An 18,202-nucleotide genomic window follows, 5' to 3' on the forward strand; every position below is an offset into this window, starting at 1 on the left:
TACACAAAGTAGAATATTTTTGATTTTTGTAGAATTTTAAAATATTTAAAAATATTTAATTCTCAAAATTAATAGAGAAATACTATTTGAGCTATTTACAGTCACGATTCATTTCGCTACTATCAGAATATTATTATAGAAAAGAGATGACCACCGTGCCTTTTGATTTAGATGTAAACATTTTACTCATTCTTATTATTTTGGGCTTTCTAGCTGCATTTATTGATTCTGTTGTAGGAGGAGGCGGACTAATTTCATTACCAGCTCTTATGTTTGTTGGTCTTCCACCATCTGCAGCCGTGGCTACCAATAAGTTAGCGGGCACCATGGGGTCATTAACGAGCACCATTACATTTTATCGCTCCGGAAAATTGGATATTAAAGCCGTTTATAAATTGTTCCCTTTTGTTTTTATAGGTTCCATGATTGGTGCATGGATTGTCCATCTTATGGATCCCAGCGTATTAAAGCCACTTATGCTTGTCATGCTAGCAGCTGTGGCAATTTATACTATTTTCAAAAAAGACTGGGGTAGCATTTCTACCTATAAAAAATTGACACCTAAACGCTACGCATTTTTCGTGGTGATCATTACCTTAATCGGCTTTTATGATGGCTTTTTAGGGCCAGGGACAGGCTCGTTTCTACTGTTTGCCTTTTTAATTGTTGGCTTTGACTTTTTAAAATCTGCGGGAAATGCCAAGTTTTTAAATTTCGGAAGTAATATCGCCGCCCTTCTTATGTTTATATACTTAGGGCAAATAAATTATGCCTATGGTTTACCAATGGGACTTGCGCAAATTGCTGGAGCTATTGTTGGTTCTAAATTTGCCATTAAACGTGGTAGCGGGTACGTGCGTAATTTATTTATCGTTGTGACAATTCTATTACTTTTGAAAAATACATATGACTATTTTTCATGATTGATTCCTTATATCTATCAATTTTTCCATGCAGTTATAATGAAGATCAAACTAGCTGTGGCATTTTTCATTAATGAAATTGTATAAGAAGTTATCAATTTATCAACCAAATAGAAGCATGTTAAAAATACAGCATGCTTCTATTAAAGTTCAGTTACTCATACTTCTCTGTCTATAATTATTCTTTCTTACTATAAATTCCATAAGCAATAACTCCAAATAAATAACCTATTCCAGCCCCCAAGCTAATTGTAAATACTAAAAAGTTTGGTTTGAAGTACATGCCAAAAATCTCACCGAAAGCACTACCAAAAATGATTCCCAATGGTATTAAACTATCTTTTAAATCTTTAGCGTCTTTTGACTTTTTCATACCTAATGTTCCTTTCTGAGAAAAAATTCCACCTATTCCAGGGCCAAGAGCAAAACTTAAAGAAAGATATACAATCAACATACATAAAAGAAATCCTGCCAAAAAGCAGCTAAAGGAGTAATTGCTTGTATTTTCACTCTACTATATGTACGAGATGGTTCATGTAGAAAAAATTCCAGAGACACTTTCTCATTTCAATCATATTTTTAGGATATTTTCTTCGATTGCAATTCCAGCTACTCAGATGCTCTTCCTCCCCCAGCCAATTTTATTTGTAATTGTGACCAATTTACTCTTTCCCCTTTCTAAGCAATTGTAAAAGGATTATAATTTGCTATGATTTTTCACCACAGTAAAATGTACAGCATAGTGCAACTTTACCAGTGGAGGATTTCTTAATCCGCACTGATGATTATTACAAATCGATTTTTTACTGACAGTTATGCGGGGTAAATTACCAAGTACCAATGACTTATCTTTGAAGTTAACAAAAATAAGATAAGTTTTTTATGCGATAAACTTTTTTTCCCCTTTCACACGTCTAGTAGTTGTATACAATTTGAAAATGTTATAAAGGAGCTTCTTTGGACATGAAAACAAGAAATGCATTTCAACATGAAGAGGTGTTTGTCCAGTTAATTCGTGAACAGAAAGAGCGTTTTTATTTGCTCGCGTATAGCTATACGAAAAATGAACAGGACGCACTTGATGTTGTACAAGACAGTATTCAAAAAGCAATGCTTTCTCTAGATCGATTAGAAAATGTCGAGTATATGAAAAGCTGGTTTTACAAAATCGTCGTACGTACATCTATAGATTTTTTACGTAAGCATAAACGCTTACAAGTGACAGACGATGATACATTGCAATTTTTAACACCTGCACAAGAGGATGTCTACGAAAACGTTGATTTAGAACATGCGTTAGATGACTTACCCGTAATGTATCGTGAAGTTGTTATTTTACATTATTTTGAAGATTTAAAACTCGCTGATGTTGCAAATATCCTTAACATTAAGCTGAGTACTGCTAAATCACGTCTTTATAAAGCGTTAAAACTATTGAAAATACAGTTAGAAGATGTGAAGGGAGAAACAGCACATGGATGAAAAATTAAAAGAATTAGAAAAACAATATAATGAGGTATCTATCCCAAAGGAGCTTGATTTTGTGGTTGAAAACGCTTTAAAACAAGGTAAAAAGAAAAGAAAAAAACGAGCACCACAATGGTTACTTGGATCTGCGGCAGCTGCAATGCTTTTTACAGCTGGTTTAAATGTCAGTCCGGCAATGGCACGAACACTTTCAGATATTCCTGTTGTTGGTAGTGTCGTAAAAGTCTTAACTTGGACTGAATATGAAGTAAAAGAAGAAACGTATGATGCAGACATTAAGGTACCTTCTATCGAAAACTTAGAAAATAAAGATCTTGCTAATGCTTTAAATGAGAAATACCGTTCAGAAGGCAAAGCTCTTTATAATGACTTTATTGCCGAAGTTGGTGATTTAAAGGCTAACGGTGGCGGCCATCTAGGTGTAGATAGTGGCTACGACGTAAAAACAGATAATGACCAAATCTTGTCGATTGGTCGCTATACTGTCAATACAGTTGCATCATCTTCTACAACGATGCACTACGATACAATTGATAAACAAAATGAAATTTTAATTACACTACCAATGCTATTTAAAGACGATCGTTATATTAAATCGATCAGCGAAAACATTATTGAACAGATGCGTAAACAAGCTGCATCTGACTCAGATAAAGTATACTGGGTAAAAGGTGCAGGGCTTCCAGATGAAGAAGTTACGGACAACTTTACAGCTATTAAAGCAGACCAGCAATTTTATATTTCTGATAAAGGGAAACTTGTGATTTCCTTCGATAAATATGAAGTGGCACCTGGCTATATGGGCGTTGTAGAATTCGAAATCCCAACCGATGTCCTTAAAAAAGATCTTGTAAGCTCTAATTATATTCATTAATCATTTGCAATAAAGTGAAACCTAAATCCGTGGGGGTTTCTATATCCACGGATTATTAATCTTCACCAATCGGGCTTTTACGGGCAGTAAGTCTCTCACCTCACTTCTTTATGGGGGAGACTTACTGCCCTTTAAAATATAATTTTAAAAAACGAGGTATTTGAACCGTCAATTACCTCGTTTTTTTCTATAAAATATTTTTTCATGAACGATATCAATTATGCCTCGGCATAATTGTAGCTGTCGCTATCAACCGCTGAAAGAAGTTAAAAATCTCTATTCAGAGTAGTTTGTCATACTTATAATCCCCTCACTTTTTGTCTAAGCTAAAGTGTATCAATTAACGTTAGAGGGTTTTTATATGAAAGGTGTAGGATCAATTAGTATTTTACATGTTGTCTTCTTATCTATGACTGTTATCGGCTTAAAAAATCACGTGACAATTATACCCCCACTACTCGGCGTTGTAGGGAGAGATGGTTGGGCATCTGTTTTAATGGCCGCATTTATTATATTCTTCTGGCTATTTCTTTTAGTTTATATACAAAAAAAGACGAATCAGGAACCTATTAGAGACTGGTTAGATGGGGAAATCGGGAAAATGGGCTCTACAATTGTCATCTATATTATAGTTATTTTTTTACTCATTCTAGCTGCTTTTACGATGGTCGAAACATTGCAATGGGTAAACACTACGTTTTTACCTGAAACACCGGTCATTGTATTATTACTCATTTATACGATTCTTTGTCTTTTACTCGTTACAACAAGCTTACAAACCATTGTTATTTTAAATGTCTTTGTATTATTCGGTGTAATAGTCTTTGGTTTTTTCGTAGCATTTACAAATATACAGGTTAAAGATTACGAGTTATTACGTCCATTTTTTGAGCACGGATTCCAACCTGTTATAAAAGGGATGATTTACCCGGCATCAGGATTTATTGAATTATTAATGCTTATATTTTTACAGCACCAATTTAAAGAGCGCATTCGTTGGTATCATTTTGGCATCATGCTTATCATTTTAATGGGGCTTACTTTAGGACCACTAGTGGCCGCAGTTGCTGAATTTGGTCCAACCGAAGCTGCAAAACAAAGATATCCTGCCTACGAGGAATGGGGATTAGTATCGATTGGTCGCTATATTGAGCATCTTGACTTTTTCTCTATTTACCAATGGCTTACAGGAACATTTATACGAGTTAGCTTCATCTTATATATTATAGCAGATTTATTGAAGATGACTGGGGATCCGAAGCAAATATGGAAAATGATTGCTCCCCCCTTCTTTCTACTTTGTCTACCGCTAATTATTTTAAATGAAAACATATTTTTGAAGGTGAAAGGGAACTATATATTATCAATTACTTTTATTTTCTTTTTCCTTTTGTCCATATTTTTCGTACTAGTAGCTTTCTTTTCAGGTAAGTCTTCTAAAAAGGATAAACCTAAAAAACAAGAAATGGAAAGTGGTGAATCATAATGCCTCAGCAGGAGAAGGCGATAGACCTAAACACTTTAAAAAAACTATTTCAAAAATCAGCAGATATTCAATTTCAGGAATATACATTTAATCAAAAAAAGGTGCAATTCATTACCTGTGATGCGATGATAGACCAGCAACTGCTAAACGAAGTCATTATTCGGCGTATTCAATTTCTTTATGACAATTTAGCTGATACAACCTTTGAAGAAAATATTACACAACAACTTCATGTCCCAACTCTTCAAAAAATCAAAGATAAAGAAGAAGCCATTACCTTTGTATATACTGGGTTTCTACTGCTTTATTTTGAAGAGGAAGAACTTTTATACGCTAGTAACATTGCTAAAAAGCCCAATCGAAATCCCGAAGAAACGAGGATGGAGGTTATCGTTAAGGGGCCAAGGGATAACTTTATTGAAGACATCCGCGTCAACATTGCGCTATTGCGAAAACGTTTACCTACGAATTCATTTTGTGTAGAAAAAGTAGAGCTTGGTAAACGTTCGAAAACAACAGTGGCAATTCTTTATTTTGACGATATTGTCGATATGGATATTTTACACGGAATTAAAAAGCAACTGGCCGCTGTAGATACTGATATTGTCTTTAGTGGGGATATCCTGATGGAGCGAATTAACAAAAACTCGAAGCTTTTCCCAAAATTTGATTATACCGGACGACCTGATTATGCTATTCAGGCTCTAGTAAGAGGTCGTTTTCTCATTTTTGTCGATGGTGTAGCATATGCCGTCATCACACCTGTAAATTTATTTTTATTATTAAAATCCGCTGAAGATAATGAATATCCCATCGTTTTCAGTTCTATAGAACGGCTTTTAAGGATTACTGGCATATTAATTGGTTTGCTGTTACCTGCCTTTTGGCTCTCTCTGACGACTTATCACCAAAATCAATTGCCATTCCAACTTTTAGCAACAGTCGTCCAGGCAAAAACAGGTCTACCTCTCCCCTCCTCTCTCGAAATGCTAATAATGCTACTAATGTTTGAATTGTTTCGAGAAGCTGGCTTACGTCTGCCTTCTGTTATTGGAGGTACGATAAGCGTTGTTGGAGGTTTAATTATTGGTGATGCAGCCATTCGCGCAGGTGTGACAAGTCCAGAAATGATTGTAGTTATCGCGATTTCTACAATTGCATCATTTACCCTTGTCAATCAATCCCTTGTCACAACCATCAGTATATTGCGTATTACGTTCATTATTGCTAGTGCATTTTTAGGTTTATTTGGATTTTTCATCTCACTATACTTTACACTTCTTTACTTATGTAATATCCGGATTTATGGTTACTCTTACATGAATCTTGCCACAGATTTAAACTGGGCAACAATTAAAAAATCGATCTTCCGCTTATCACCAAAGGGCTACACTGAGCGCAATAAAGCACTTGCACCCCAGGATAACACGCGTACCTCAAGCAGGAAGAAGCAATGAAGAAAAAATTCATTTTACTTTCAGGCTTAGCTACTTCACTACTTCTTTCAGGATGTTGGGATATTAATGAAGCTCAAAGAATGTATTATGTAGATGGACTTGGTATTGATTATAAAGATGGTCAGTATGAAATATATTTGCAATTAATTAACTTCACCAATGTTGCAAAATCCGAATATCCTAATCCTCAAACAGTACCTGCAGAGGTTGGACAAGCGAAGGGAAAAACGTTGGAAGAAGCACTTTTTAAATTATTTCGATCCATTGACCAAAAAGTGTTTTGGGGGCATATGACATTTATAATTTTCTCCGAGGAAGCACTGAAAGATAAAAATGCCCTCTCCATTATAGACACTGTGTTGCGGTATAGGGAAACGAGGTATCAAATATGGACCTATTGTACTCAAGATTCTATAAAAGACATCCTTCTTTTAACGCCGATTTTGAATAAATCTCTTATATCATCAAAGCTTAGTACGCCTTTAGATACAGATGATCAAGAAACATTCGTTGAGCCTGTTAATTTCCGTAATTTAGTTATTGGCTTAAATGAACCAAATCACGAAATTGGTATCCCTTATGTAACGATCAATAAAAACTGGGAAACGGCAGAGCAACAAGGACAGGATACTACCTTTATAGGGGTCGGGGTTCTTTCAAAAAGTGGGTTTAAAGGCTTAATTAAGAATGATGCTGCAAGAGGCATGCAATGGATGCATAATAGAACGCACAGAGGTGAAATAACCTTTAAGTTAGATGACGAAACAGATTTTTTAACGGTAACATTGGAAAAAATAAAGGTAGATATTGAACCACTTGTTAAAAATAATCAAGTTACATTTGAAGTAGTTGTAAAATTAAATGCAACTTTAAATGGGTTAAAAACTAATGTTTCAGAAGATGAAATAAGAAAAAAGATTATAAAAGAAGTGAAGAAAGAAATTAGAACAACGTATAAAGAAGCATTAGCGAAAGATATTGATATTTATCGTCTTTCTGAACATCTATACCGAAAAAATGTGAAAGTATGGAAAAGACTAGAGAAGGATGGAAAGATCCCATTAACGCCCAGTTCTATTAGTAAATTAGAAATAGACGTTAACCAAGTAAATTCTGGCCGTAAAACATTTACGGGAACATTTAATGATTAAACTAAAAATATCCCCTTAAATGTACATAACTATTTAAGAGGATATTTTAATTTATCGACTCATCACCAAAAATTGCGGAATATATTTGTTAAAACATTTTCCAATTATCTTCATTCAGTAGAAAACTCCCAAAGGTGGTAAGATGAATGTGGATGTAGTTCCTTTTCAGTGGTTATTCAAACACCTACCGATTATAGAGGAACTCAGTCTAAAGAGCGCCACGTCCTGTGGCAATTGATTTGTGCGAAAGCGCAGCGACAGCAACAACAACACACGACTGAGTGATCAATATCGCACTAGCCCGGAAACTTTGCAGCGAGTGAAACGGCTCAGAACCGGACACCCCCATTGCCCAGTCGGAACGGAAATCAACCACATGTTATGGTGATGAGATAATGTATCAAATAACTTCCTCTTTTTGTTTATATATATCCCCTTTGAAATATCCTGCGCTATTGTCTTTATAGTTATTTATATACTGAATGCTTATTTTTATCCAATCCTCAAAAAATCATTTAAATAGAATACTGTAGAATAGCTTTTCCTAGCAACAACTTTCCGAACTTTTAACATAGCTTTACATTTTGATTTGCAATTGGTGATCAGCATGCTATAATTCATGTATAAAGAATTGAATAGCTTTTGACAATTATGTCAAAGGGGAGTAGCTAGCAGATGTGAACAAAGCATCTGATTTCACATTCGTCATTACATGGTTATTACCATCGGGTGTGAAGGCATATCTTGGCGTACAGATATTCTGTGCAACAACCAATTAATCAGCTTAGCAAGACCTTTGCCTATTTTTTAGGCATGGGTCTTTTTATTTTGCCTAAAAAAGCAAAGAATACGTTAAAGGCAGTTTATTCATTTCTGTTCAAAGTATAAAGGAGGAAATACACTTGGAGGCAATTTTACTAGAATACGCATGGGTCCTCATCGTATTAATTGTACTGGAAGGTTTATTAGCTGCAGACAATGCCGTTGTTATGGCCGTTATGGTTAAGCATTTACCAAAAAATCAACAGCAAAAAGCACTGCTATATGGTTTAGTGGGAGCATTTGTTTTTCGCTTTGCGGCACTATTTCTTATTACAACGCTCGTTAACTTTTGGCAAATTCAAGCTCTAGGTGCTGCCTATTTATTATTTATGTCGACGAAGCATATTTATGATTCCCGAAAAGCCAAACAAAATCCCGAGGAAATTCATGAGAATAAAAAACAATCTGGTTTCTGGATGACCGTACTGAAGGTTGAGTTTGCTGACATTGCCTTTGCCATAGATTCAATATTAGCTGCTGTCGCCATTGCAGTTACACTACCTCATATCGGAAATTTCGATGTTGGCGGCATTAATGCCGGGCAATTCGCCGTGATGTTTTTAGGTGGTATTATCGGTGTTATTATGATGCGTTTTGCTGCTCGTTGGTTCGTGAAAATACTCGATCAATTTCCATCACTTGAAACAGCTGCCTTCTTAATCGTTGGTTGGGTTGGTGTAAAGCTGGCTGTTCTAACATTAGCACACGAAAAACTAGGTATAATTCCACATGAATTTCCACACTCAACACTTTGGAAGGCCATTTTCTGGATTGTCTTAGTTGCAATTGCCCTTGGTGGTTATTTAGTTGGTGTGAAAAACCAAAGAAAAAATGTAAAATAATGCCCAAAAATATTACCCGGTCCTAGCGAAGGCCGGGTATTGTTTGTCTCACCAAACCAGGATACTTGGTACCCAGTGAGCACCACATTATGATAATAATACATATTTTTTATGATTGAATCTTTTTCAATGTTGATTCGTATGTTACTATATAAAAGTTATTTTACAAAAGAAAGGACTTTTCTATATGGCGTATGCTAAAAATCAAAACTTAAATAAAATCTTAAAACACTTTGCTTTTATGTGGGTATTAACAGTTGTCGGAATGTACATAGCAACATTATTACCTCCTGCAATTGTCATGCCAATATCCATTATTGCGCTTGTACTTCTGATCATTGTCATCTTTGTACGAAACCTGAAGCTTGCTAATTCCATTATGTATACAATCCCCTTTTTAATGGGAATTTTACTATTTTGGACAACACAATTTTACATTGCGGAGCTAGGACAACAGCTTGTTTTACTTGTTTTCGTAGCGACTGTAGCTATTTTTATTGTGTTAGCACTGATTGGTATGATGATGAATAAAGACATTTCCAATTGGGGAAGCTATTTATTCACCGTATTAATCGTCGTTATTGTATTTTCATTAATCTCTATGTTTATACCGGTTAGCAATATGGTCGGATTAATTATTGCAGGAATTACTGTACTACTTTTTAGTCTCTATACTGTTTATGACTTTAACCAAATCCGACATAATCACGTTTCAGATGCTGAGGTCGTTGGGATGGCTTTAAATCTTTATTTAGATTTCATTAATTTATTTATCAATCTTTTAGAAGTAATTTGGCGCATAAAAAAAATATTTGATTAAATTCCCTAATTGAGAATAAACATCAATTAAGTTTTGCAACATTGCCTTTTTTCGCTGTATACTATAAGAATAGCAGCAGGTATTTACTGCAAAGGGAGGAAAACTTTTATGTTATCTGAAAAACTACACACAGCACTAAACGAACAAATGAATTTTGAATTTTACTCTGCGCATGCTTATATGGCGATGGCGGCATATTGCACAGATCAAGATTACGATGGTTTTGCCAACTTCTTTTTAGTACAGGCTGAAGAAGAGCGCTTCCATGCGATGAAATTTTATAATTTCCTAAGTGATATGGGCTACCGTGCAACAATCCAAGGCTTCGATAGCCCAGATAATCATTTCGAGTCTATTTTACATGCCTTCAAAACTGCCCTTTCACACGAGAAAGAAGTGACTCGCCGTATTTATAATTTATCGGATATCGCTTTAGACGAACGCGAGCATGCAACAATGGCTTTCTTAAAATGGTTCATTGACGAGCAAGTGGAAGAAGAATCAACATTCGACACGTTAATCCGTAAAATTGAACGCATAGAAAATGATTCTAACGCAATCTTTATGCTTGACGCTGAATTAGCGACACGTTCATTTACACCAGATGCTGAAGCTTAAAATTTAATGTAAACAAAAAGAATCTGTATGAGCAGATTCTTTTTTGTTTGACTATTTCAATGGAATATCAACCGTTTGAGTTCCATCTAAAAAATTTTCATAATGTGAGAAATAGATGCGGACTGGATTGGCAACTCCCTTTATATCATATGTTTCTGTTTGTTCAATTACATAATCATCAGGTCTATGATAACTTCCTGAATTACTATAAACAGTTTCACCATTTGCATCTATTGCTGTACCAAGTAAACTGATATTTTTATTTTCATAAGAAGTTGGAACATTTATTGTTACCATGTGCTTATTAACTTGAACTTTTAAGCCAGAGAGAGGTGGTTTGGAAAGCACTTTCTTTTGATTAAAATCTACCTCGATAAAATCCTGACCTTTTGGCAATGCTTTTACTTTTCCAATGGATAATGTTAACTTTTTAGGCTCCCTAAAATAATTACTTTGCATAAAGAATGTTTCTTCGCCATCTATTAGATTACCTGTAGCTGTTAAGCCATTATTGATTGTCGTCCATTCCTCCCCTTTTTCATCCAATAGACGAATATCATCAAATCCTAAAATTCGCTGATCATTATGTGGATCGAGAGCGATTGTAACACCTGTACGGAGCGGTGAAATAGAGACAGACTTGATGGTGATTTGCTGTCCTTCAAAGCTCATTTTTTCATTCAATTCATAGGACTTCGTTTTCGCTATTGGCTTTTTAAGTGAGAATGGAATCGTAAACTCTGTTTGTTTTTCATCTGCAAATTGGATATATAATTCAAAATTAGCATTGTCATAATTTATAGGATTTTCAAATGAAAACTCAAATTTATCTTCAATTAAAGATGTTTCTTTTTCTCTATACCAGCTATAACTTATTCCAGCGGGTAATACCTCACCATTTAGACGGAGCTCCATTTTCTTAGTCTTTAAATCATGAACATCGAACGGCGCTGAAAATGTATAAGGCAAAATCATACCTGTTTCATCAGCAATAACTCCTTGAAGTGTAAATGATAAACCATTTTTCGTTTGTGACAGTCCTAGATCCTCATAATAGTTATTATGGAGTATATCTTTGACCCCTTTATCATACGTAATCATCTCAACTAATGGAGCAAAGCCTGGGATTTTTGCGATGGCACTAGCAAAAGCTGGAGATACACGAATAGACGTTACAAAAAGTAACAATAATGCACAAGTAACAACAATGCTTTTCCATGTACGTTGTCGATTACGCTTTTCTTTTTGGAAGCGTATGACACTGTTCCTACGCGACTCTTCTAATTGCTCATGTGGTATGTCAATTTTCGCTAGTTCTTTGACAAAAATATCATAGTCATGCTTTTCTACCTGTTTCATCTATAGCTCTCCCTTCTCCGTAAAATATAGTTTAAGTCTTTTCAATGCCGCATGTAACCTTGACTTCACAGTTCCTTCTGGAATATTTTGTAACATAGCAATATCTCGATTTTTATAATCTTGAAAATATTTTAGAAAAATAAGCTCTTGCTGCTCTTTTGGTAGCTTTGTAATAATATCTGTCATTTCAAAGCGCTCGTGATTGGGAGCGTTATCGCTGATTTCTATGTCTTCCTGGAAATCAAGACGTCTGCTTCTTTCACGCATATCATGGCAAATATTGAGTAAAATTCGGACAAGCCACGTACTAAAATAACCTGGTTCTTTTACGGTATGTATCTTTTTTAAGCTTCGATATGTAGCTTCTTGTACCGCTTCAATGGCATCATGCTCATTTTTTAAGTAGGCGAATGCCATACGGTACATCGTCTGTTCATATTGTTTTATTAGATGTAAAAAAGCATCTTCATCCCCAGCTATCGCACGCTTCACCAATGCTTGTTCATCCATCACATTCACTCCCTTCTACTTATTAGACAGTCGAGCTGCCAATTTCGTTCGATTTATTTTCAACAATTTAATCAATTGTAACAAATTTCATTTTTCATTATAATTCTGTATCCAAAACTACTTCATAGAAATATTAAAAAAGGCTTTTAAATGATTGTTGCTGTTAAAACATAAAAACAGAGTCAATCTACAAAATGTGTAGAATCAACTCTGTTTTTATGTTTGATATTTCGTAAATCGAATATTTAACTACAGCACCCCGTTAGCCACCCATGTAGCGCAAAAATTAGCACTTCACCATAGAAGATAAAAGATGATTAAGTTCTTTCAAGGGAGTTGAACAAGGTGAACACAACCTTTTAACTATTTCTACTTAGATTCGAAGGTGGTATCACATCCCTTAATATGTGATAGTTCGAGAGATGCTAAGTTTCTTAATAATATTAGGGAGAAGCCTACATCACTCAGCTATACAACACGATTTCTATGGTGTAGACTTCATATATCGTGGTGTAGTACCTATAGGATTCTGACTTGAGAAAGGCAGATGATCATTGTTCGTTACCCAGCCACCAAAACGAAATGTGAATTCCACTCGTGCGTCTGTATTCTGTGTATCAATATCTCGCATATAGTCTTTCAATCTATTTTCTAGGTAATTTGGTGTGATGAAATCTGCATATGGTATAGACTTTAACTCATTAAAAGGCAACAAATAGGCTTCGATAAGGGTATTGAGCTCATCATATTCAACAGGTGCTAGTAGCTCATAATCATATTCAATATGAATTACCGTTGTATATTTTTGTCCATTCTGTTTATGCACAATTTCAATCGGGTATCGGTATCTTGCTTCAGTTCCAATGACACCCGCTGAAAACACATCACGATAGAGCTCTTTGTTTATAGTAGGCTCAGGTGGCACAATTTTTCTATCCCCCATATTCTTTGGGTAAATAATAAATTTGTCTGATGCAAAGTTGCCTCTTGATGCACCATTTAAAATGGATTCTTTCATAAATGTTTCGTCTAAATAGTTCAACGGCTTACTGGAAATAGCAAATGCTGAACTGACAGCCATTCCACCTGTTGAAAGTAAAATTAATAGTGCCATCACAACGATTCCGGATTTCTTCTTACTCATATCCATAATGGAGAGTATTCTCTTTTTTAGAATTTGTGTACTCCCTAGAAAATTTGTAGATAAAACACCTTCTCCTCTTTTTAATTTCTCAGCATGTAGTATCGTCTGACTATACGTTTTTCTAAGTTGGATGTCAGTATTTTTTACTACTTCTTCATCACAAGCGTGTTCACAAAGGTTGTCCAGTTCTTTAGCGAATAGATAGAACAATGGATTGAACCAATGAATACTACTAATCAGCAATACAAAAGCTTTATACCATAAATCCTTTCGTTTTAAATGAACTAACTCATGCTTCAATATCATGTTTAGTTCTTCTTCTCGATAAGCATTATTAGGTAGCCAGATAGTATTTTTAGTAAATCCCACTAACATGGGGGAATGGATAAAGCTACATTCTTTCAATGCGATTTCCTTAGTGATATTCATTTCACTTTTAACTTTTTCAAGTAAATGAAGGGTTTTCGGTTCAGTTATCGTTTGCCCCCATCTTTTCACCATGTACATAAAACGATAATGTCTTACAAGATGAACTGCCAAAAATACAACGATTCCTAAAATCCAAATTATCATCACCATCTGCCAAACAGAAAGTGCTGTCACTGTATCTACAGATGAGGACACAAGCGTTATCTGACTACTGTTAGTTGGAACAGGTTCTTTAGATGGTACTTGCACCGATTCTGATAGATTGAAAACTGGGGTCGATATATTATTGATTGAAAATGGTAAAATAAAACCTGCAAGGATAGCGAACCAGCCATAATAAAGCCATCTAGCACTGTACCGTTTTAAAAGGGAAGGCGTTACAGCTATAAAGAGTAGTCCAATAAAGGACATAACTACTGATTTAAAGAATAAACCTACCATGATACTGTGCATATTAATCCCTCTTTTCTTCCACCCATTTAATTAATGAAGCTAAATCTTCATTAGAAATAGTATCGGATTTATAGAGTGTCCCCACTAAATTCATAAAGGAATTTTTATGGTAGAGCTTCATAAAATGCTCTGTTTCAAAACTTAGATAGGCATCTTTTTCTACTATAGGGTAATAAAATCTCTCCTTACCTTTTTTCTCACTGCGAAGAAATCCACGTTCAGTTAATCTTTGCATAAGGGATACTACGGTTTGGATCTTCCAACCTTTCTCATTTCCTATTTCTCTCATTATTATACCTGTAGTAATTGGAGGATTACTTTCCCAAACTATCCTCATAATCTCAAATTCTGCTTCAGGCAATTTTTTCATATTTACTCACCCCTTTCATTTAAGTCAATTGTCTTACTCGTATAATATATCTTTTTTGAAACAGCGTCAAATTTTGTTATAGATGGAGATATATTATTCAAATACCAAGGGTTATCCTAACAGTCATTGCATTCTCTGTTCCAAGTTGCAGAAATTCTCTATGGTGATGAAATTTATTAGAAAAACTTCCGAAATGCAAAGAATCAAGGGATAGAATAAATCAATTATTGTTGCTGTTAAAACATAAAAACAGAGTCAATCTACAAAATGTGTAGAATCAACTCTGTTTTTATGTTTGATATTTCGTAAATCGAATATTTAACTAAACCACTCGTTATTTTAAGTGTTACATTTCACATTTTGCACTAACGAAATTAGACCAAAACTATTCTCATCCTATTGGCAATATAAATGATATTACTAACTATTTTGTATTAGTTTATTACAGAACTTCCATTCAACACTAAGTGTATCCGTATTTCTTACCTCACCATCAGAGGTGATCACAAATTCACCTTGCTTTATGAATTCATATAGAAATACATTACCCAGAATTTTATTACTTACTAATATTCCAGAATCGTTTATTCTACAAATAGATTTTGGTCCCCCAGTTTGGCAATTCCAGAGAATAAATAGCCACTCATCTTCTTTGACATCCCTACTTAAATTATGAAAAATATGCCCTTCAGGACAGTTATATTGCCATACAATTTGACCCTCAAAGTCGTAGCAAGCAATTTTTTCATATGTGTTAACTACAAAATGTTCATCTAGGAATTCAACGCTTTTAGGATTGATTTTATCCTTAAATAGAACTTTATTATTGGTAACATCAATAAGTTGATCTTGAGAATCTTTTACAACAAACCTTTTTAAACCTTCGTTGTCTGTAAAGATCCTTCTAACACCTCTTATTTGTTCCTTAGTAGAACCATCTCTTATATTTACTATCGTATAAGGACCTTGGCTACGTCCTAAACCGATAACTATTTCATCCTCTATTATTAATCTATCAACATCTTGTACTTTTGTAAGATCTTTGCGGTGCCACAATTTTTCTCCAGTTAATGCATCGTAAGCAGCAACACCTTTACGAGAGTACGCCGCTGTAACTACAATTGGACTAGGAAAAGGGATTAACAACATTCTTTGCCCACCAAAATCTAAAATAGTTTCAAATTCTGACAATTTCTTTTTGGTAGCCCATGACCAAAGTGTAACTTTCTTTTCGAATTCAGCTGTAACGAATAGATCCGAGCCTTCCACGGGAACATTAATATGTCTAATTTTATACATTTTCTCACCACAAGTTTATAAAATTGCTTACTCTTCTTGTTTATATAAGCCTTACTGAAATTGTACTATCTTTGTATAAGGAAGCAAAATGTAAAAATTAACAAAATGCTATTAGTTATATATAGATATTATCTTCAACTAATCTGCCCCGTTCGTTTAACTAAGAAGTTACTTGTTACTTTTATCAGATATTATAATTATTTTATATAGGGATTCTTTAATGGCATTTTGTCGTAATTAATCATTCTTACTAAACCATGTATCAATGGAATTTATCATATTTTCAAATGCTTCTTCTTTAAATGGTGAGGCGATTCCTGAATGATCAAGTAAGTCTAGGAAAGATAAACGTCCCCCCTGTTTGCATATGTCCATATATACATTCCAAGCAGTATAAATATCTTTTTGTGCGATTGACCAAATCTGCAAGGCACAAATTTGAGCCATTGCATAGTCGATATAGTAAAATGGAAATTTAAATAAATGAGTTTGTTGGTGCCAAAAGTTCCCTTTTTTTAAGTAAGAGTGATTGTAGGTAGTTTTATATGGCATATATTTTTGTTCAATTTCAATCCATTTTTTCTTTCGCTCCACTGATGATAAGTTAGGATTTGTATAGATAAAATGTTGAAACTCATCAATACTAGCCCTATAAGGCATTGCAAAGATAGCATCTTCTAAGTGTGAATATCTATAATTCATTGCGTCATCCCCAAATATTTCTTCCATGTAAGGCCAAATAAGAAATTCCATTGTAATTGAGCTAATCTCACAAGCTTCCTTAGTGGGAAGTATAAATTCTGGTATGTTGTTATTTTGGTTAAAAATAGCCATTTGGAATGCATGACCAAATTCATGTGCCAGTACCTTTACATCCTTTCTTGATCCATTAAAGTTTGCAAAGATATATGGTATCTTTTCATTACATAAATAAGTAGTATAAGCACCTCTTGCTTTATTTTCTTTAATGGTTAAATCCATATATTTATTCTCATGCATTAACTTGAAAATCTCACCAGGTTGATTAGATAATTGTTGGAAAATAGTTTTAAATTTTTCTATCATCCAATTAGAATCTCCTTTAAGGATAGCCTCTCCGGTTTTAAACCTCACTTCTTCATCATAGTAGGTTAAGTTCTCAATCCCAATCCGAATCCGTTGCTTTTCCCTTAATTTCTCGGATATAGGAACCATATATTTCAAAATCATTTTTCTAAAATCAGCCACCTCTTGTTGACCATAGTCAACCCTAGAAAGTCTAGCATATCCAAGTTCCACAAAAGAATTGTAACCGAGCTCTTTTGCTATTTGCGTTCTTACTTGAATTAAAGAATCAAAAAGTTCATCAATTCTATTTTCGTATTGCTCCAATAGTTCATATTTTTTTTCAATAGCCTGCTTTCTAAGCATTCTATCTGGAGATGAAACAAATTTATCTAATTGAGATAGATTTCTCTCTTCTCCTTTAAATTCAATCTTGGCATTTGCCATCAATCTTGTATATTCACTTATAAGATTGTTCTCTCTTTTTAATTTATCAATAACTGATGAACCAATAGTATTTACATTAATTTCAGCAAGATTCAGTAATTGTTTTCCATACTTTTGCTTAATTTGTTCTTTAAATGTGGACCTTATTAAGCGTTCATAATAACTCGCTACAACTTTTTCATATACCGGCCAATTTTTATTGATAAACTTTTGCTCTTCTTGATAATTCTTATCTGAGGTATCTAATTGTGCTCTTATCTCCGCAATAGTCATCATTGTTAAAACATGATTTCTAAGCGAATTAATCTTATCTATTAGCTTAAATTGCTCTTCGAATGAGTTTACAGAGTCAAACTTTCCTAATAGTTCAAATACCACTTCTTCAAATTTTACGATGTTAGGCCTCTCATATAAAAGCTGATCAAAAATCATTGCCTTCCCCTCCCTTCGCATTCCATATTATGGTATATTATGTACAACAGAATAAATAGTCTTATAATTCAAAACAATGCGTGCTATAATAGCGATATAAGATAATATAAATACCATTAGCATATACAAAAGGTCTGCTTTCATAAAAGCAGACCTTTTTGTTTTCTTAGATATAGTTCGATTCAATCTACCCTCTATTTTATCTCCTCGGCAATGGTATATATCATTTTTCTA

At 34.3% G+C, this 18,202-nt stretch carries 16 protein-coding genes; 9 read left to right on the forward strand and 7 right to left on the reverse strand.

The window, feature by feature from the left end; translation table 11 throughout:
- Positions 1 to 155: 155 nt before the first annotated feature.
- Positions 156 to 923: a sulfite exporter TauE/SafE family protein gene (locus ABH966_RS16965; RefSeq protein WP_370080382.1), complete on the forward strand. Its 768-nt coding sequence runs from the start codon at positions 156 to 158 to the stop codon at positions 921 to 923.
- Positions 924 to 1,101: 178 nt separating this feature from the next.
- Here ABH966_RS16965 and ABH966_RS16970 read toward each other — a convergent pair whose 3' ends face one another.
- Complete coding sequence (locus ABH966_RS16970) at positions 1,102 to 1,377, reverse strand: hypothetical protein (RefSeq protein WP_370080384.1); 276 nt, start codon at positions 1,375 to 1,377, stop codon at positions 1,102 to 1,104.
- A gap of 509 nt (positions 1,378 to 1,886) precedes the next feature.
- On the opposite strand from ABH966_RS16970, the gene ABH966_RS16975 reads away from it, so the two are divergent.
- From ABH966_RS16975 to ABH966_RS17010, 8 genes are all read left to right on the forward strand, one after another.
- The gene (locus ABH966_RS16975; protein WP_100543794.1) at positions 1,887 to 2,405 is read left to right on the forward strand and encodes an RNA polymerase sigma factor SigV; all 519 of its coding nucleotides are present in this window, start codon (positions 1,887 to 1,889) and stop codon (positions 2,403 to 2,405) included.
- Positions 2,398 to 3,285: an anti-sigma-V factor RsiV gene (rsiV, locus tag ABH966_RS16980; RefSeq protein ID WP_370080386.1), complete on the forward strand. Its 888-nt coding sequence runs from the start codon at positions 2,398 to 2,400 to the stop codon at positions 3,283 to 3,285. Before ABH966_RS16975 ends, rsiV begins: the two co-directional genes overlap by 8 nt.
- A gap of 361 nt (positions 3,286 to 3,646) precedes the next feature.
- Positions 3,647 to 4,771 carry an endospore germination permease gene (locus ABH966_RS16985; RefSeq protein ID WP_370080388.1) on the forward strand — a complete coding sequence of 375 codons (1,125 nt, stop codon included), beginning with the start codon at positions 3,647 to 3,649 and terminating at the stop codon, positions 4,769 to 4,771.
- Positions 4,771 to 6,228 carry a spore germination protein gene (locus ABH966_RS16990; RefSeq protein WP_370080390.1) on the forward strand — a complete coding sequence of 486 codons (1,458 nt, stop codon included), beginning with the start codon at positions 4,771 to 4,773 and terminating at the stop codon, positions 6,226 to 6,228. The genes ABH966_RS16985 and ABH966_RS16990 overlap by 1 nt, the downstream gene beginning before the upstream one ends.
- The gene (locus ABH966_RS16995) at positions 6,225 to 7,379 is read left to right on the forward strand and encodes a Ger(x)C family spore germination protein (RefSeq protein ID WP_370080392.1); all 1,155 of its coding nucleotides are present in this window, start codon (positions 6,225 to 6,227) and stop codon (positions 7,377 to 7,379) included. The genes ABH966_RS16990 and ABH966_RS16995 overlap by 4 nt, the downstream gene beginning before the upstream one ends.
- Before the next feature lie 902 nt (positions 7,380 to 8,281).
- Positions 8,282 to 9,043, forward strand: a complete 762-nt coding sequence (locus ABH966_RS17000; protein ID WP_370080394.1) for a TerC family protein — start codon at positions 8,282 to 8,284, stop codon at positions 9,041 to 9,043.
- Positions 9,044 to 9,230: 187 nt separating this feature from the next.
- Positions 9,231 to 9,863 (forward strand): Bax inhibitor-1/YccA family protein, encoded by a 633-nt coding sequence (locus tag ABH966_RS17005; protein ID WP_370080396.1) that lies wholly within the window; start codon positions 9,231 to 9,233, stop codon positions 9,861 to 9,863.
- A gap of 108 nt (positions 9,864 to 9,971) precedes the next feature.
- Positions 9,972 to 10,481 carry a ferritin gene (locus ABH966_RS17010; protein ID WP_370044429.1) on the forward strand — a complete coding sequence of 170 codons (510 nt, stop codon included), beginning with the start codon at positions 9,972 to 9,974 and terminating at the stop codon, positions 10,479 to 10,481.
- Positions 10,482 to 10,532: 51 nt separating this feature from the next.
- On the opposite strand, the gene ABH966_RS17015 is transcribed toward ABH966_RS17010, so the two are convergent.
- The 6 genes from ABH966_RS17015 to ABH966_RS17040 form a co-directional block, all read right to left on the reverse strand.
- The gene (locus ABH966_RS17015) at positions 10,533 to 11,840 is read right to left on the reverse strand and encodes a DUF4179 domain-containing protein (RefSeq protein WP_370080398.1); all 1,308 of its coding nucleotides are present in this window, start codon (positions 11,838 to 11,840) and stop codon (positions 10,533 to 10,535) included.
- Positions 11,841 to 12,350 (reverse strand): sigma-70 family RNA polymerase sigma factor, encoded by a 510-nt coding sequence (locus ABH966_RS17020; protein WP_370080400.1) that lies wholly within the window; start codon positions 12,348 to 12,350, stop codon positions 11,841 to 11,843.
- A gap of 484 nt (positions 12,351 to 12,834) precedes the next feature.
- Positions 12,835 to 14,376 (reverse strand): M56 family metallopeptidase, encoded by a 1,542-nt coding sequence (locus tag ABH966_RS17025; protein ID WP_370080402.1) that lies wholly within the window; start codon positions 14,374 to 14,376, stop codon positions 12,835 to 12,837.
- A 1-nt stretch (position 14,377) separates the two neighbouring features.
- Entirely contained in the window at positions 14,378 to 14,746 is a 369-nt protein-coding gene (locus ABH966_RS17030) for a BlaI/MecI/CopY family transcriptional regulator (RefSeq protein ID WP_370080404.1), read from the reverse strand.
- 420 nt (positions 14,747 to 15,166) lie between these two features.
- Positions 15,167 to 16,045 (reverse strand): PQQ-binding-like beta-propeller repeat protein, encoded by an 879-nt coding sequence (locus ABH966_RS17035; RefSeq protein WP_370080406.1) that lies wholly within the window; start codon positions 16,043 to 16,045, stop codon positions 15,167 to 15,169.
- 237 nt (positions 16,046 to 16,282) lie between these two features.
- Positions 16,283 to 17,968, reverse strand: coding sequence for a M3 family oligoendopeptidase (locus tag ABH966_RS17040; RefSeq protein ID WP_370080408.1), 1,686 nt, complete (start codon positions 17,966 to 17,968; stop codon positions 16,283 to 16,285).
- Positions 17,969 to 18,202: the final 234 nt, after the last annotated feature.

The sequence above is a fragment of the Lysinibacillus sp. RC46 genome, assembly GCF_041262385.1.
Taxonomy (GTDB): domain Bacteria; phylum Bacillota; class Bacilli; order Bacillales_A; family Planococcaceae; genus Lysinibacillus.

What these genes read in the sequence shown, in the direction of transcription:
- ABH966_RS16970 (WP_370080384.1), bottom strand. Translation starts at nt 1,377, where the DNA reads ATGTTGATTGTATATCTTTCTTTAAGTTTTGCTCTTGGCCCTGGAATA.
- ABH966_RS16975 (WP_100543794.1), top strand. Translation starts at nt 1,887, where the DNA reads ATGAAAACAAGAAATGCATTTCAACATGAAGAGGTGTTTGTCCAGTTA.
- rsiV (WP_370080386.1), top strand. Translation starts at nt 2,398, where the DNA reads ATGGATGAAAAATTAAAAGAATTAGAAAAACAATATAATGAGGTATCT.
- ABH966_RS16985 (WP_370080388.1), top strand. Translation starts at nt 3,647, where the DNA reads ATGAAAGGTGTAGGATCAATTAGTATTTTACATGTTGTCTTCTTATCT.
- ABH966_RS16990 (WP_370080390.1), top strand. Translation starts at nt 4,771, where the DNA reads ATGCCTCAGCAGGAGAAGGCGATAGACCTAAACACTTTAAAAAAACTA.
- ABH966_RS16995 (WP_370080392.1), top strand. Translation starts at nt 6,225, where the DNA reads ATGAAGAAAAAATTCATTTTACTTTCAGGCTTAGCTACTTCACTACTT.
- ABH966_RS17005 (WP_370080396.1), top strand. Translation starts at nt 9,231, where the DNA reads ATGGCGTATGCTAAAAATCAAAACTTAAATAAAATCTTAAAACACTTT.
- ABH966_RS17010 (WP_370044429.1), top strand. Translation starts at nt 9,972, where the DNA reads ATGTTATCTGAAAAACTACACACAGCACTAAACGAACAAATGAATTTT.
- ABH966_RS17015 (WP_370080398.1), bottom strand. Translation starts at nt 11,840, where the DNA reads ATGAAACAGGTAGAAAAGCATGACTATGATATTTTTGTCAAAGAACTA.
- ABH966_RS17020 (WP_370080400.1), bottom strand. Translation starts at nt 12,350, where the DNA reads ATGGATGAACAAGCATTGGTGAAGCGTGCGATAGCTGGGGATGAAGAT.
- ABH966_RS17025 (WP_370080402.1), bottom strand. Translation starts at nt 14,376, where the DNA reads ATGCACAGTATCATGGTAGGTTTATTCTTTAAATCAGTAGTTATGTCC.
- ABH966_RS17030 (WP_370080404.1), bottom strand. Translation starts at nt 14,746, where the DNA reads ATGAAAAAATTGCCTGAAGCAGAATTTGAGATTATGAGGATAGTTTGG.
- ABH966_RS17035 (WP_370080406.1), bottom strand. Translation starts at nt 16,045, where the DNA reads ATGTATAAAATTAGACATATTAATGTTCCCGTGGAAGGCTCGGATCTA.
- ABH966_RS17040 (WP_370080408.1), bottom strand. Translation starts at nt 17,968, where the DNA reads ATGATTTTTGATCAGCTTTTATATGAGAGGCCTAACATCGTAAAATTT.